Consider the following 16,517-nt stretch of genomic DNA (forward strand, 5'->3'; position numbering starts at 1 on the left):
AAACTTACTAAGCATGATCTTATGATCATGCTTAGTACATTTGAAACAGAGAATAAAAAAACCATGAATACAGAATTAATTGCACCATCACGGGGTTTTGATCAAATTGAATTTGAGCAAAGAACCGAAAGACTCCAAACCTTAATGGCCAATCAGAACATTGACGCCCTATTTTTAACAACTGAACCAGAGTTTCGTTACTTCAGCGGTTTTAAATCCCAATTTTGGGAAAGCCCAACAAGGCCTTGGTTTTTAGTGATTCCTATTATCGGTAAACCGATTGCGGTTGTGCCAGAAATAGGTAAAGCAGGCTTTGATGAAACTTGGATAGAAGATGTCAGGTGCTGGCCATCTCCTAGACCAGAAGATGACGGTATTAGTTTATTGAGAGATACCTTGATAGAGGTATCAACAACCAGTTTTAAAATTGGTGCCATGCTTGGTCCAGAAACACATTTACGTATGCCTGCTGATAACTACCAGTCTTTAAAGCGTGCATTAAATCAAAGTGTTGGACGCCACCAAATACAAGATATTAGTGGCTTGATAAGGCAAGTTCGCAGTGTTAAATCCCCTGCTGAAGTTGCCAAAACCCGCTTTGCTTGTGAAGTTACGGCAGCAGGCTTTGATTATCTATTTGAAAACCTAAAAGCTGGCATGACAGAAAGACAGGCTTGTAAAGCGATGCAGTTAGAAATGCTTCGTCTTGGTGCTGATACTTGCCCTTACCTTATCTCTGCATCCGGCAAAGATGGTTACGACAATATCATCATGGGGCCAACGGATCGCATTCTCACCCAAGGAGATGTATTGATCATAGATACAGGTGCGAATTTTGATGGCTACTTTAGTGACTTTGACCGCAACTATGCCTTTGGCCAAGTCGACAAACAGACCCATTATGCTTACGAGGCTGTTTACGCTTCCACAGAAGCAGGACTAGAAACGGCAAGTGCAGGAAAAACCACAGGAGATATCTGGCAGGCCATGTGGAATGTACTCGAAAATGCCGGCGCACTCGGTAACGATGTGGGCCGTATGGGTCACGGATTAGGTATGCAGCTCACTGAGTGGCCTTCTAATGTCGAAAATGGTGACGTGACTTTAGAAGCTGGCATGATACTAACACTTGAGCCTGGGATGACCTTCGCACCAGGAAAAATGATGGTACATGAAGAAAACATTCTCATCACTGAAACAGGCTGCGAGCTCCTACACAAACGTGCTTGGCCAAAACTGCCTGTGATAAATAGATAATTCAAACTCGATAAAGAAAACAAAAATAGATAAACGGGTTATTACTAATACTCGTTTATCTGCAAGTGCTTCAAATGACTATTGAATTGATAAATATGTAATTAAATTATTTATTTTTCATTAACACCTTCCTTGGTTAAATTATTACTATTCTTAACTTATAACTTCCCCTTTAATAATATCTATTAAAGGTAAAGGCTTATTGTCTTCTTTTTGTGATTTATCCAATTTATCTAAAGCAGTTAGATATTCTTCATCTGTCATATCACGCCAGTATCTTGGATTACGTCCAGTCACTTTGTCATGAGCGGCCGTAACAGGATCTCGTTCTCTAGATTCTTCTAAAATAATACAGTCAGGTAAAGGCTGGCTCACATCCATATAGCGCTGAATCATATTCCAGAGAACATTATAATCTTGTACATTTTGACTAGCGCCTAAAAGCAGGTGTAAAGGAATAGCATATTTATAATCATTATATCTATGTACAAGAAATAGAGAAGTATTACTATGACCCTGAGCTGTGGGTGATGAAGTAAAATAACAATCAAATTCAGCAAAAGGATGAGAAAATCGAATCTTCCTACCTTTTTTATATAAGGTTACCATACCTGTTTGACGATTAAGGGAATATAACTCATTAATTTTCATAAATGGTGGCATTAACCATTCAAATCCATCTTTACAGGTTAATATGTGATATCCATAAACAAAAAGACAAGGAAGTATAAAGTAATAAAAAATACTTAAAGAATCGATAAACTGATCAAACCTGTCTCCTTCATTAGTATTTAAAATTTGCAATATAGTCATGACTATATAAACAGGAAAAAGAAGCCAACTAAAAAACTTTGAAAAAGAAATTAATATCAAATAAATTTGAGTGAAAGGGCTAAATGTTTGTTGACTTAAAACTTCTTCGGTCCAGAACATTTCTTTAGCATTATCACCTCCATCCTCAATAGACTTATCCCTTAATTTAAAAACTTCATCCGAAGGTAAATCTCCTTTAAAGGAGTTAATAGGAATATCAGAATTTGCTTTTATATGACTAAACTTGCGACCAGAGTTTAATTTCTTTTGCCAGTAGCCTAAAGCTTCACCTTCTTTTTGTTTAATTAAATTTTCTGTGTTATAAGCTGTATCTTGGTACATCTCACTATCCCTATCAAAACTTTCAATCTACAATTTTCTTTTAAAAGGATTTTTTTGCTTTAAAAAGAGTGTTCTATATTATTTTTATACCAATTTTTGTCCTTATCATTAAAAAGGGCAGTATCAACAGTTTCAGACAATTCATCTTCTTTTATATCACCATTTGGAAAAACCATATCGCCATCTTTAAACTGTAATCGTGAATCAAAGCTTGGATAGTATCGAACATAATCGCTACTCGCAGCAAAGAAGCCAGCACTTTCAAAACCATTTTTAGGCATATTAAAATTGTTTTTTAGATAATAATAAACTCCTTCATTGGTGTGTTCCTCGAACAAGATATTAGCATCCTTTTTATCTGTTTTATCGATAGTCACCACTTCTCGTGTTTTCATTCCACTTTTTGGAGATATTTTATCAGCCACCTTGATGATAGCTTGCCTTATATGAAGCTTAGTTTCTAAGCTAGTAGCATCCAAAAATTGAGCAAGGTTACTTTTTACAAAAAGCACATGACTGGCATCCCATGTTTTTACTATTTGTTTTTGCTCATTAGATAAGGGGTTCTCCTTTTTGACATTATAAACCTGAATAGATACATTCATGATTAAGTTAATAAACTTACTCACAGCTATTTCAGGGTCTTTTAAATGACGATATTCGTCAGATTCTTCAGGCCCAAAAGGACCATTTTTAAGCCAAATTTCAACAGCAGAATCCTTAAGATACAAATAAAGTAACCCTCCACCTATTGCTAAGGCAAAGCCCAGCCAAGCAATGGGACCAAAACCTAATATAGGGGATGCGGCAGTAAATAAGCCTGCCAAAGATGACATACCTGTCCCGAGTGCAACGATGGCCATTGCCATACCCGCATCATTATCACCAGCATCCAATAATCGAATGGTATCCCATACAGCGATAGCAGCAGTAATAATTCCAGCTGCTATACCTGCAAATTTAATATAACTTAGACTTGATTCCATTTTTGCAGAAGTAATTACTTTAGCTGCTAAATTTCTTGCACCTTTTGGTATATTTAGCGCCGTTTTATTTGAGTATTGTGCAATTCTCCCAGCATCCTGAGTAGCCATATTTGATGCATGAGTTAATGCAACACCTAAATCAACTAATGCACTAAAAATATAAGCTAGTGAATAAGCTTTATCCTTACCATCCATATAATTTGAAAGATGAATCAAATTTGTTTTTAGATTAAGAATTTCTACAATGGTAATAAAATATGGTATTCGTAATTTGCTATAGGCATTACTTGCCGTGACTCCAAATTTTGTGTCTTTATGCATATCTGTAAGTGCACGCTTTGTCGCTATTTTATCGTATGCCTCTAATAACTTGCTTTTTTCAGGTAAGAACACGCCTTTCAGGTATGATTTTACAGAGGTTACATTTCCCTTGACCGCTTTTTTCTTATTGGTTGCAGCAACTAGATTACCTTCTTTATTAAATAGAGACCCTTTAGCCTTATTGTTTTTACTTTGCTTTTCAACATGCTGTTTTTCACTCTCTAACAAACCATGTTTTAACCCATGACCCTCTACTCCAACAAGAACACCTTTCATTTCCCTTTTACCATCAAAGGAGGTGTATATCATCTCCCCTAACGTTTTAGGGTCAGCGGCTCTCGCTAGGGCTAACGCTGATGCATAAGCCGTATTAAACTCAATACTAATGGCCTCTTTTGCTATCTTAGCCATGAGGTCATTTAATTCGACTGCCGTTTCAAAAAAACCTTGAAAAACACCTGAAATGACATGGGCAGATCGTCTTACTGTTCCAAAAATACCCTCTTCATTTGAATTTGATTTAGTCATAAAGGCTAGATCAACTGATTGGAGTTTATCATCCTCAATCGTTAGATCTTTATCTGCCCATTGAGCCAATTTTTCTTCATTGGTTAAACCCGATCCATCATTAAAGGGTGTTTTTTTATCATAACTTTTTTCAAGTAAGGCTTCGCTTTCGGGCAAGATAATAACAGGATTTAGTGGATGCGACTTAGATGACAGAACTCTTCTTGCAGTATTAAAACAAGGGTTATCCTCTTTTTTCTCAATACAAAGGCTATCTTGTTTATCTAAATTAATGTTTAAACTGCATAAACCCAAACTAGTCCACTGATAAGCTACAATCGAGTCTAACCCATTTAAAGAAACCGCATCCTTCAAAACTAAGGCGAGAGATTTATCATTCATCTGCTTTTCTAACGCTAGCTGTAAGATTCTAACATCTTTACGACATTGCAACCTTTCAATGGTACGAATGGTACGTTGAAAAGGAGCAGCCTTATCATAATAAGTTTTAGATAAGTCAGAAACTGACTTTTCTACTTCAATGACCTTAGATGGATCAATCCCTCTGTTTGCTACTCTCGCTTTTGAATAATCTTTTGTCAGATCTTTCTCTATATGCTCATAGAAAGGATTTTTCTTACCCGCAAACTCTTCAGGCATAACAAAACGTTGCACCAGCTCTGCTGATTTAAAGTGCTCTTGCTGGCCTATATCTATTAGTATTTGTTGAAAATAGCCTGCGCCACTTGTGACCAATAAAGCGTTATGCTTTAAATCAAAAATTTTATCGTCTAACGCAAAACAGGTTAGCTTTCTGGTTTTAGCATCCGCTAAATAATCTTGACTTGAACCTAACGCTTGCCAGGTATCTTCTTCTAGATTTTCAGAGCCTAGTAAAGACGATAGCGCTGACATTTGCAGTGAAAAATCGAATTGATAAGGTCTGTCTTGTGGATAATAAATGGCTTCTGCTTTATCACCATTTTTTCTGGCATTATCTATGTCGCTTTTAACCGTCTTATATAAATCCTGGATATAGTTACCCGATAAATCCTGATTTATGCACCTAGGCTCCGCGCAAATCATTTCGACTTGCAGCTCTCTTAATCGCATTTCAGCCAAGGTATCTGCTGCTAAAAGGCCCTCTTCTCTGTCTATTTTTAGACTATGCAGAGACACACAACGTTTTCGCATTTCACTAATGTTTGCTTCTAAAAAGTTTAAACGCTCGGCACTCCACTGCACGTCAGAAAATGCGATTCTAATATTAGTATTGGAGTTTTTATTGCGTGAAGGTAGCCAGATGTCTTTTAGGTTATCACCCGTTGGAATTCGATCATCTGAGGTAAACGCCGTATCTTTTGATTCACGGTATTGATAAAGATCAACATCATTAAATGTCATTTCTTCTTCTAGTACAGATACTTTGATTTCTCGCCATGCTAGATCATTATAAAACACATAAAGATAGCCATCGCGTAAAGGTGCAAGCCTTTCTTTTTCAGAGATATCTTTATTAAAAGAGGGCAGAATAGTAAGAGGAATCGTTGCGTATAATTGATAGTCTTGTCTTTTTTCTTTACGGCTGACTTTATCTACCCCTTCAAAAAGGGGCAATTCAATCACACCACTGCCAGCTGAGACTTTTAACCAGACATTTCGTTTCTCGGTCTCTTCTTCCCAATCCCAGCTATAAATAGTACTTTCTTCAAGCTCTGGATCGATTGCTTTTTTATTGCCTAATGCTTCTTGATGTTCCATGTCGGATAAATCAAAAAAGTCGAAGCCTTGTTCTTCACTATGACCAATTCCTGTTACTTCGATAAGAAACTTATCACCTTCACAGGCTGAGCCAGATGTTAATTTATTACTCATAGCTGGGTTGCTCCTTCAACGCTTTCTTTTAAGGCGACTAGTTTTTCGTCCACTGAAAAATGTTCAAAATTAGGCATTGCCTGTGCAATTCTGTCTAACGCTTGTGTACTTGATAGAGCTAAATCCAATACAGCGTATTGCTGTTCAAGCTCTGATATTTTCCAATACTCGATATGCTTATGAACTTCACGCAATTTTAAATAGCTATCTGAGTCGTGATCGTAACTTTTATCTGTTAAAAAAACTTGGATAAAAGCATCATCATATTTAAGCGCTAATGCTGCTTCTTGTGATGGCCTCAGCACCCAATCATCCTCATGAATACTTTTATTTTGATTAATCACTTGCTGCCAACGAGCATCACCCCACGCCTTTGTTTGGTATAGCCAAACTGAATGTAATGGAGATAACCACTCAGCAGTATCCTCTATGTCTGACTCAGTAAAAAAGTACGATGCAACAGACGGTGTATAAAAGTGAAAAATCCCTTTGGCTGTGCCATTAAATATGACATACAGACGCGCTTGAAGATGTTGCAAAACATCTTGAAAGGTTTGGTCTGATGTAGCCGAAAAGAACATCGCCTGTGTATCTGTTAAAGATCTATGAAACTGTGAATTCTCATCAAGCTCGATCAACAAGGGTGTCTGTTCAGTTAATGCTGCTAAAGGTGTACCAACATAAAGATCTGTCGCATTTTCAGACTTTAGATTTTGATAGACAATTTTCTTCATGTCTTTAAAAGCAGGTATCAAGGCATACCATTTAAGGGCAAGCCCTTCATTTGTGTATTCATCAAATTCAGGAATCATGATGTTCCCCCACAAACAGGACACACACCGCCGCTGTGAGAAGAGCATATTTCAGAAATGGGTACTTCATTGGCCAGATCAGAAATTACCTTATGGGCAAAAACCGGATACTCAACCTCTACCGCTTCAAACACCACGTCTTGTACATTGGCTTCTCCTGCTAAGGCTGCGCCTTTTTCCAGCGCTATCATAGTCGGATCGATGACTTCAGCTTGTTCTAAGAATTTGGGGAGTTCAGCTAGCTGGCCGACATAAGCAACACCGCTACCAGCGCCACCGCCTGAGTTAAGGTTAATGGCCGCACCTGACATGCTCACTCCAGCGGCATCAATTTTGACTGTACTGCCGCCCGCGCTTAATAACATTTCAGCACCCGCTTCGATAACGACTTTAGTGCCAGCTTTTAGGGTGACATCGGTCCCCGTTTGGATAGTGTGCTTGTCTGTAATTTTGATATGGAGTGAATCATCTGTTTGCTGGCTATGATCACCCGTGATGGTCTCAGTTTGGTTCCCTTCTACCGTCAGGTTGTCGTTCAAGCCAACTTGCTCGAACCTGTTATTGCCGATGGTTTGAGTCAGATCATGTTGAATGGTTTCGCTTCTATCATTTTGTACTTTAAGGTTTAAATCCTTTTGCGCATGAAGATAGATCTCTTCTTGCTCTGCTTGGTCTTCAAAACTTAATTCGTTAAAGCCTTCCCCCTGGTGAGATTGGGTGCGTATGACTGTCTTACTTTTATGCTCAGGCAAAGCATAAGGAGGCTGGTTGTTCGCGTTGTAAGTGCGCCCTGTCACTATCGGTTGATCAGGGTCTCCTTCTAAGAAACTAACAATCACTTCATGGCCGACTCTAGGCAGCGCTTGCATACCATATTGGCCACCAGCCCAACCTTGGGAAACACGCATCCAGCAGCTGGAAAACTCATCTGCTAACCCTAATCTATCCCAACTAAATTGCACCTTTACTCGGCCAAATTCATCACAATAGATTTCTTCTCCAGCAGGACCAACGACCGTCGCTATTTGCGGGCCATCAACACAGGGCTTGCTATTAACATCAGGACGCCATTGGCGAGTTGCGGGAATGACGTCAAACTGGTTGTTATAGGTGGTTGCACCCTCTCCGCCCATTTCCTCTAGTGCTTGAGGCTGAGTACCTGTGTGTTCAACACTAACGATTAACCAATCTTGATTACATTCCTCTTGCGGATGCTCAAGTAAACTAACTTTATGGCCAGACATTAAACTATCAAGGTTACTCTCACCTTTAGCAGTAATAGCTTCTTTTCTTATGGCATCCAGACGGTACTGTGAAAACGCTTTACCACTGTCATCTGACTTATAGCGCCCAGGGTAATCATAGTGTTCATAAGTAACTTGCTGAGAGTCGAGGTCTGTTGCAATCGTTTCATGTAAAAAGCTGTATTCAGGGCGCTTAAAGCTATAATCTTTAAGCTGAACACTGGACACATCTGTTTCGGTATAACGTTTAAAAGTACGCACATAAGGGTGATCTGCCAAACTCCCACCTAAGGTATTATAAACAGCTGGCAAGGCTAAACTTGGCGCATTTTGGGTATCGTCACAGAAGACTAAAGTATGTTTCTCTTCTAGGTGACTAAAGTAATAAGTCAGACCCTCTTCTGCCGCTAAGCGATTGATGAAATCCAAGTCAGTTTCACGGTACTGTACGCAATATTCTCTTTGCTCACATACCCTAGCAGTGGAAAAAGCATAATCTGTGATTCCCATTTCTTCGAGCAAAGAAGCCATAATTTCAGGCGCTGATAGCAGCTGAAAAATACGGCTATTATGTCTCAAGCTTGACCGCTTAAATGCTGGTACCATTTCGAGACGATAAAAACTGTGATGTAGGCCGGTATCTCCTCTTTCAAAGGTTTGCGCTATACCTTGCCATGATTGTGTGATTAATCCATTCTGCCAAACTTTTAAGCTAATATTCTTATCTAAAACCTGCTCTGGTGTGATTCTTTCATCACGGCTCGCCAGCGACACATCAAACTGAAATAAACGAGAAAGGGACTCTTGTCCTTTAAATTGAGTAACGACAAATGCCGTCTCAGGTAGGCCCTCTACCGTGAGGGTAAATTGCAGTCCACTATTTAGTGCCATGGGGTAATGTCCATATAAATCAAAAAAGTAAAAAGCGCCCAATCCATACGCCTAACAAAAGTTGCTCATTCTCTTTCATCATGGAGTTGACCTCACAATGAGAGCAAAAGCAGCCACTAAAGGAGCAAAATTTATACCAAGGAAGAATAAAGCAGGAATCAGTGCTAATTAGGCTTCAAAGGCCCTATATCTAGGCAAGTTGTTGCTAATTTTCGAGTAATTAATTGCCCAGAAAACAAAAAAGCCGATAACGAGTTTTCGTTATCGGCTTTTTAAAAAGAATTTAAAAATCAATTCAGGCTTAGAACTCCAAGCCTTTTTGCGCTTTGATCCCGCGCTTAAAAGCATGTTTTACTTCTTTAATTTCACTGACAGTATCTGCAATCTCAATTAGAGAGTCAGATGCACCACGACCTGTAATCACAAGATGCTGGGTATCAGGTCGCTGCATTATTGCATCCAACACTTGATCCTCTTCTAGATAATCGTAATGCAAGAGATAAGTCAGCTCATCCAGCACGACAAGATCATAGCTGTCATCTTCTAACAAGGTTTTTGCTGAGGCCCAAGCCGCTTTTGACGAAGCGATATCTTGTTCTCTATTTTGGGTTTCCCAGGTAAAACCTGAGTCCATAATAAACCAGTCTACATTTGGTTGGGCTTTGAAAAAACTGATTTCACCAGTATCCCAATCTCCTTTTAAAAACTGTACAACACCTACCTTCATACCATGGCCTAACGCTCTTGCTACCATACCTAACGCAGAACTAGATTTACCTTTGCCATTACCCGTTAGTAAGACAAAGGTTCCTTTATCCTGTTGAGCATTAGCAATACGCTTGTCCACATGCATTTTGATTTTTTGCATACGTTTAGCATGTTGTTCAGGATCTTTTATTACTTTAGACATGGTCAAACACCGGTATTTAAAAGCTTAAATGGAGAGTTAATACTTTTGCTTTTATCTAGATACTTTTAACTCGATTAGATAGTTAGACGTTATCAAAATCGTCTAAGGTATCGTCATCATTCGCAAGGGTTTCGAGCTTTTCCTTTAATGCCAGAAGATGAGCTTCTAACAAGGCTTTAGTCAATAAATGCTCATTATTATAAGCACTCGTTTTCATCCAACCTTTATATTCCAGCGTCATTTCCAAATAAGTATGCCCCTTATCATTTAAAGATAAGTGAGTCGTCCATCTCTCTTCTAACCACCAAGCATAAGCACGCTGAAAATGAATCGCCAATAAATTTGGTGAAGACAACTGACTGACAAAGCCCTTTCGAACTTGACGGCCACTTAAGGTATTGAGGGTAAATTTAACTGGGCTAGATAATAATGTAGAAGCACTGGCTGGTACTTCTACATGCATAACTGAGGGAGACCAAAGGCCATAGAGTTCGATATTAACTAATTGCAGCCACACCTCATCAATGTCAGCTGCAATTTCAATATCAAGAGAACAGGTAAACAAGGTTATACCTTATCGTCTTCAGGATCATAACCTAAGTTAGGTGCTAACCAGCGTTCTGCATCATCTTTAGACATGCCTTTACGTTCTGCATAGTCTTCAACTTGATCAGGGCCAATCTTACCTACACCAAAGTAGCCACATTCAGGGTTAGCAAAATACCAGCCACTAACGGCAGCCGTTGGCAACATGGCATAGTTCTCTGTAATTGTGATCCCCGTGTTTTCTTCTATATCCATCAAAGCCCATAACTTATCTTTTTCCGTGTGATCAGGACAAGCAGGATAACCAGGTGCAGGACGCATACCTTGGTACTTCTCTTTAATAAGCTCTTCATTCGTTAAGGACTCATTTGGTACATAGGCCCAAATCTCCTTACGTACTTTTTCATGTAGGTATTCAGCACACGCTTCGGCTAGACGATCAGCCATCGCTTTAATCATGATGCTGTTATAGTCATCGTGATCGGCTTCGTAAGCTGCAACTAACGGATCAATTCCAAAACCTGTTGCGCAGGCAAAGGCTCCCATATAGTCCGCCACACCCGTTTCTTTAGGCGCTACAAAGTCTGCTAAGCAGTTATTGTATTTGCCAGGTGCAGTTAGTTCGTTTTGCAAACGTAAGAAAGACAAGGTCTCTTTTACTTCTGTACGGGTTTCATCTGTATAGATTTCAATATCATCATGATTGACTTGGTTAGCAGGGAAAACACCTACGATTGCTCTCGCATCAAGCAGTTTCTCATCAATGACTTTATCTAACATGACCAAAGCATCGTTATAAAGCTTGGTAGCTTCTACACCAACCACTTCGTCTGTCAGTATGCGGGGGAAAGCTCCAGCAAGCTCCCATGTCATAAAGAAAGGAGTCCAATCGATGTAGTTTTTAAGCTCAGCCAAATCGATGTCTTTTTCAGTGAAGACAGTAACGCCTAACTTTTTAGGAGTAGGAATTGGCAAAGTCCAATCAATTGGCGCTTTGTTTTGTCGTGCTTTATCAAGTGAAACTCGACGCCCGGCTTTACTACGCTCTTTATAACGCTTACGAGTTTTCTCGTAATCTAACTTAATGTCATCAATAAAAGCTTGGCGCTTTTCAGTATCTTTACTTAATAAGCTAGACGCAACACCCACACTTCGGGATGCGTTGGTAACATGGACCACTTGACTACGCTTATAGCCTTGCTCAATCTTCACTGAAGTATGCGCTTTAGACGTTGTCGCGCCGCCAATCAGAACAGGAATATCAAACTCCTGACGCTCCATTTCTTTGGCTACATGCACCATTTCATCAAGTGATGGGGTAATCAATCCTGACAAGCCAATAAGGTCTGCATTCACTTCACGAGCTGTACGTAAAATTTTCTCAGCAGGCACCATGACACCAAGGTCGATCACTTCATAGTTGTTACACTGGAGCACAACACCTACGATGTTTTTACCGATATCATGTACATCACCTTTCACTGTCGCCATGACAATTTTACCGTTACTTGAAGATGCCATATCTTTATTACGGGCTTTTTCTTCTTCAATGTAAGGCATGAGGTAGGCTACCGCTTTTTTCATAACACGAGCTGATTTCACCACCTGAGGTAAGAACATTTTACCTGAACCAAACAAGTCACCAACGATTCCCATACCGTCCATCAAAGGACCTTCAATCACCTCTAGTGGACGGGTATGAGAAAGACGAGCTTCCTCTGTATCTTCATCAATAAATTCAGTAATACCCTTCACCAGAGCATGACTTAACCTTTCATTGACTGGCAAAGAGCGCCACTCTTGAACTTGCACTTCATTGTCGTTAGACGCCGTACCCAAGAATTCTGTCGCAATTTCCAATAAGGCATCTGTTGCAGTATCAGTTCGGTTTAATACCGCATCCTCAACTGCATCACGCAATTTAGCCGGAATATCATCATACAGAGCTAGCTGGCCTGCATTCACGATACCCATTGTCATGCCTTGTTGAATTGCATGGTATAAGAAGACGGCATGAATGGCTTCACGAACAGGGTTATTCCCCCTGAATGAGAAAGAAACGTTAGAGACACCACCAGAAATTAACGCATGCGGTAACTCACGTTTGATATCACCTGTTGCTTCAATGAAGTCCAAAGCATAACGGTTGTGCTCTTCTATACCGGTTGCAATCGCAAAGATATTAGGGTCAAAGATAATGTCTTCTGGCGGGAAGCCCACATCTTCAGTCAGGATCTTATAAGAGCGACGACAAATTTCGATTTTACGTTCACGAGTATCTGCTTGGCCCACTTCATCGAAAGCCATAACAATCACTGCTGCGCCGTATTTACGTAATTTACGCGCTTGCTCGGTAAAGTTTTCAACCCCTTCTTTCATACTGATGGAGTTAACAACACCCTTACCTTGAATACATTTAAGGCCTGCTTCTAAAATTTCCCATTTAGAAGAGTCCAACATAATAGGTACACGAGAGATATCTGGCTCTGAGGCAATTAGCTTCAAAAAGCGAACCATGGCCGCTTCTGAATCCAACATACCTTCATCCATGTTGATATCGATAATCTGAGCACCGTTTTCAACTTGTTGACGTGCAACCGTTAGGGCACTGTCAAAATCGCCTTCTTTAATTAGACGTTTGAAAATCGCTGAGCCTGTCACGTTGGTTCGCTCACCCACGTTTACAAACAGGGTGTTTTCATCAATATTAAAAGGCTCTAAACCTGCTAAACGACAGGCTTTAGGAATAACAGGAATTTGTCTTGGTTTTGCTTTTTCAACTGCATCAGCAAAAGCTTTTATGTGAGCAGGCTCTGTACCACAACAACCACCAATAATGTTAAGGAAGCCAGAGTTCACCCACTCTTGCATCTCTTCTAACATTTCTTCTGGAGTTTCATCATATTCACCAAAGGCGTTTGGTAAACCCGCATTTGGGTGAGCAGAAACATTAACATCAGCAACTCGAGAAATTTCCTCAACGTATTGACGTAAATCTTTTGGCCCTAGCGCACAGTTAAGTCCAACAGAAATAGGGTCTGCATGAGACACCGAGTTCCAGAAAGCTTCTGTTGTTTGGCCTGAAAGCGTACGACCAGAGGCATCAGTAATGGTACCTGAGATCATGACAGGGTAACGCACACCTGTCGTTTCAAAATACTCTAGTACCGCATAAATGGCCGCTTTTGCGTTCAGAGTATCAAAAATCGTTTCTATCAGAATAAGGTCCGATCCACCTTTTACCAAACCATCAACGGCTTCAGTGTAAGCGACTACGAGCTCATCAAATTCGATATTTCGATAACCTGGATCATTCACATCGGGCGAAATAGAACAGGTGCGACTTGTTGGGCCTACTGCACCAGCAACAAATCTAGGTTTGTCTGGGTTTAGTTTCGTAAACTCATCACAGGCTTCTCGGGCTAGCCTTGCTGATTCGAAATTCAATTCGTAGCTTAATGCCTGCATCCCATAGTCGAGCATGGAAATAGCATTAGCGTTAAAGGTATTGGTTTCAACAATATCTGAGCCAGCCTCTAAATAAGCCTTATGGATATCTTTAATAATTTTAGGTTGAGTTAGAGATAAGAGGTCATTATTACCTTGAACATCACTAGGCCAATCAGCAAAACGATCACCACGAAAATCACTCTCAGTGAGCTTATATGCTTGGATCATGGTCCCCATGGCACCATCTAATACCAAGATATTTTGTGCTAAACGCTGTTCGACTAATGAATATGACTTTGATTTAACCACAGAACTTACCTCAAAAAACAAAATGCAAGGCTACTATACCCAAATGCAGGAAACTTGTTAGTGAAAATTAATAATAGCTAAATGAAAAAATCGAAATAAAAAATAGCTACTAGGAAATGAAAAAAGCAGAGACTCACATCTCTGCTTTAGTTATATAAAAACTCTTTAAAAACGTTGATTAAGCCATCTCTTTTCAGACAAATCAATCAAGCAAATACTAAGCAGCACCGTCTAAACATTATCAGGTTGAGACTTGTTCAATTTGCCAATTAAGAAACCACCCATTAAGCCGGCAAAGATTGCAATAATCCAGAAGCCATACTTCTCAAACAAATTATCATTCACCAAGCTCAATACTTTTTGATCACGATAAACTTCTTTTAAAATCCTGTCTTCTTGGTATTGAATATCCTGGTGAATAAACAAGTTTACTTGGGCAACTTGGCTTTCGCTCACCCCTTTTGCACGCCAGCGCCATTGTATTTGGCCATTTGACGCTTGCGCTTCAGCAGACACAGAACTTACCAACTCTAACGAGCTATCCCCTATTAGTTCTGCAATAAAAACCTGACCAGCAATTGAATCATTAACAGTAGCCGTCAAAATAATTTCAAAGGAAGCCCCTAGCTCAACTTGTTTAGGAATCTGCCAAAGCACATTACTTAAATTAGTGGCAAGATGATCTTTAAAACCAGCACTGATCGCTTCTAATTCAATCAAATCCGATAATTGCGCTTCAAGGCTTTGGCGCGTTTCTTTAGCTGATTCAAGTGCTAACAAGCTTTCTTCATACCTAGCATGTAAACTAATCAGCTCTTCTTTTGCCAACGCAAGTTCACCCGATAAATCTTGCTTTTGCTGGGTTAACTCTGCAACACTCGATTGCGCTTCAGCAAGCTCTTGCCTTAATAAGGCTTGTTGTTCACGACTCACAGCTTGCGCTAATTCTAATTGTTCAAACTGATAATTAAGCGCTTTATAATCTGCATTTAAATCTGATAAAGTCTGACCTAAACGCGCAATTTCTATGTTTTTGAGATCAGATTTATCATCACTTTGCTCAAGATTAGTTAGCTTATCTTGATATTCATTTAATAATTCTTGCTGTGCGGAAATTTCACTTTCTAACACTAAAATCTTAGCATTTAGAGTACCTAACTCTAATGAGTTATCAGCAACAGGCAGTGCCGTTGTTAACTGACCAGAGGTCAGTTTGTCTAAACTAGAAGACTTTTCTCTTAAGGCACTATTATCTGCCTCAAGACTTGCGATGACTTTATCTTTTACCTGAATCTGATCCCACAAAGTTTGTTGTTGCGCTCTAGCATCAGAAATAGCACCACCCAAATCTAAATTCTTTTGCTTTATCGCAGCATAATCAGACTCTAGTATTTGATTTGATTTCTTTAAGGCATCATGATCTTTATTAAGCTGAGTGAGACTCTGCTTCTGAGCTAAATATTCTTTATCTAACGCTTGGTAATCAGCATCTAATAAACTGTATTTATATAATAAGGTGTGATGCGTGCTATTGAGTAAATCGTAATCTCTTTGCAGGCCAATAACGCTTAGGTCCTGCTTAACATCGGCCACACTCTCTTCGGCAGATAGTGTATCTCGTGACTGATTGTCTAAATCTTTTTCTACTTCAATATTGTGGGCAATGATTTGCTCTTTATACAAACGGTTTTGTATTTTTAACGAGCTAATAGCCTCATTCAGCTTTTCATTTTCAAGCTTTAAATTTATGTAGCTAGCTTCTAACTCACTAAGGGTTTGTTTCTCAGATTCGATTTCAACTAACTGTGCCGTATTAGTTGGATTTTGAATACTTTCTAGACTGGAGATTTTTGCTTCTTGCTGGTCTAGCTGACGGGTTAGATCGGTAATTTTAGATTGGTTATCACTGATAATTTGTTCGAGTCGATTAATTTCTTCATCTTTAACTGCCACACTTTGAGCTAACGTTTGATTTTCACTCTCATCGATTTGTTGAATTTGATTCACTGCCTCCACCTCTAAAACTTCTGCTTTAGAAACTTCAACTATTGCGGGAGCCTGACTTTGATCTGTGTTTTGGGTTGCTGTACTACAAGCTGAAAGAATACTCGCTAACGAGAATAACAAGCAATATTGCTTTTTCAATTTCATTTCTCACTCCATCAACAGCAGTTAAAACAATAACCTAGATAAAATATGAACAAGTAATCATATGCCAAAATCAGGATTAAATGCAAAATTAAGCCTGATTAGT

Annotated in this window: 9 protein-coding genes; 1 reads left to right on the forward strand and 8 read right to left on the reverse strand. The window is 39.4% G+C overall.

Features of this window, described 5'->3' with window-relative positions; genetic code table 11:
- Positions 1-27 precede the first annotated feature (27 nt).
- On the forward strand, positions 28-1,257 hold the full coding sequence (locus tag Q0A08_RS06430; RefSeq protein ID WP_438465647.1) for a M24 family metallopeptidase: 1,230 nt from the start codon (positions 28-30) through the stop codon (positions 1,255-1,257).
- 153 nt (positions 1,258-1,410) lie between these two features.
- Here Q0A08_RS06430 and Q0A08_RS06435 read toward each other — a convergent pair whose 3' ends face one another.
- The 8 genes from Q0A08_RS06435 to Q0A08_RS06470 all read right to left on the reverse strand — a co-directional run bounded on the left by Q0A08_RS06435 (position 1,411) and on the right by Q0A08_RS06470 (position 16,414).
- A complete protein-coding gene (locus tag Q0A08_RS06435) occupies positions 1,411-2,412 on the reverse strand; it encodes a hypothetical protein (protein ID WP_438465648.1) in 1,002 nt (333 codons plus the stop codon).
- Positions 2,413-2,471: 59 nt separating this feature from the next.
- Entirely contained in the window at positions 2,472-6,101 is a 3,630-nt protein-coding gene (locus Q0A08_RS06440) for a toxin VasX (RefSeq protein ID WP_438465649.1), read from the reverse strand.
- Positions 6,098-6,913 carry a DUF4123 domain-containing protein gene (locus tag Q0A08_RS06445; RefSeq protein ID WP_438465650.1) on the reverse strand — a complete coding sequence of 272 codons (816 nt, stop codon included), beginning with the start codon at positions 6,911-6,913 and terminating at the stop codon, positions 6,098-6,100. Before Q0A08_RS06445 ends, Q0A08_RS06440 begins: the two co-directional genes overlap by 4 nt.
- Positions 6,910-9,048: a type VI secretion system Vgr family protein gene (locus tag Q0A08_RS06450; protein ID WP_438465651.1), complete on the reverse strand. Its 2,139-nt coding sequence runs from the start codon at positions 9,046-9,048 to the stop codon at positions 6,910-6,912. Before Q0A08_RS06450 ends, Q0A08_RS06445 begins: the two co-directional genes overlap by 4 nt.
- Positions 9,049-9,349: 301 nt before the next feature.
- Positions 9,350-9,958, reverse strand: a complete 609-nt coding sequence (gene cobO, locus Q0A08_RS06455; protein WP_438465652.1) for a cob(I)yrinic acid a,c-diamide adenosyltransferase — start codon at positions 9,956-9,958, stop codon at positions 9,350-9,352.
- An 82-nt stretch (positions 9,959-10,040) separates the two neighbouring features.
- The gene (locus Q0A08_RS06460) at positions 10,041-10,523 is read right to left on the reverse strand and encodes an SRPBCC family protein (RefSeq protein ID WP_438465653.1); all 483 of its coding nucleotides are present in this window, start codon (positions 10,521-10,523) and stop codon (positions 10,041-10,043) included.
- A 2-nt stretch (positions 10,524-10,525) separates the two neighbouring features.
- Positions 10,526-14,263 (reverse strand): methionine synthase, encoded by a 3,738-nt coding sequence (gene metH, locus Q0A08_RS06465; RefSeq protein ID WP_438465654.1) that lies wholly within the window; start codon positions 14,261-14,263, stop codon positions 10,526-10,528.
- A 231-nt stretch (positions 14,264-14,494) separates the two neighbouring features.
- Positions 14,495-16,414, reverse strand: coding sequence for a hypothetical protein (locus Q0A08_RS06470; protein ID WP_438465655.1), 1,920 nt, complete (start codon positions 16,412-16,414; stop codon positions 14,495-14,497).
- Between the last annotated feature and the right edge of the window lie 103 nt (positions 16,415-16,517).

This window comes from Marinomonas sp. PE14-40 (assembly GCF_051623805.1).
Taxonomy (GTDB): Bacteria; Pseudomonadota; Gammaproteobacteria; order Pseudomonadales; family Marinomonadaceae; genus Marinomonas.

Bases quoted from the DNA above. Each gene is read 5' to 3' on its own strand.
- Q0A08_RS06430 (WP_438465647.1), top strand. From the start codon at position 28: ATGCTTAGTACATTTGAAACAGAGAATAAAAAAACCATGAATACAGAA.
- Q0A08_RS06435 (WP_438465648.1), bottom strand. From the start codon at position 2,412: ATGTACCAAGATACAGCTTATAACACAGAAAATTTAATTAAACAAAAA.
- Q0A08_RS06440 (WP_438465649.1), bottom strand. From the start codon at position 6,101: ATGAGTAATAAATTAACATCTGGCTCAGCCTGTGAAGGTGATAAGTTT.
- Q0A08_RS06445 (WP_438465650.1), bottom strand. From the start codon at position 6,913: ATGATTCCTGAATTTGATGAATACACAAATGAAGGGCTTGCCCTTAAA.
- Q0A08_RS06450 (WP_438465651.1), bottom strand. From the start codon at position 9,048: ATGGCACTAAATAGTGGACTGCAATTTACCCTCACGGTAGAGGGCCTA.
- cobO (WP_438465652.1), bottom strand. From the start codon at position 9,958: ATGTCTAAAGTAATAAAAGATCCTGAACAACATGCTAAACGTATGCAA.
- Q0A08_RS06470 (WP_438465655.1), bottom strand. From the start codon at position 16,414: ATGAAATTGAAAAAGCAATATTGCTTGTTATTCTCGTTAGCGAGTATT.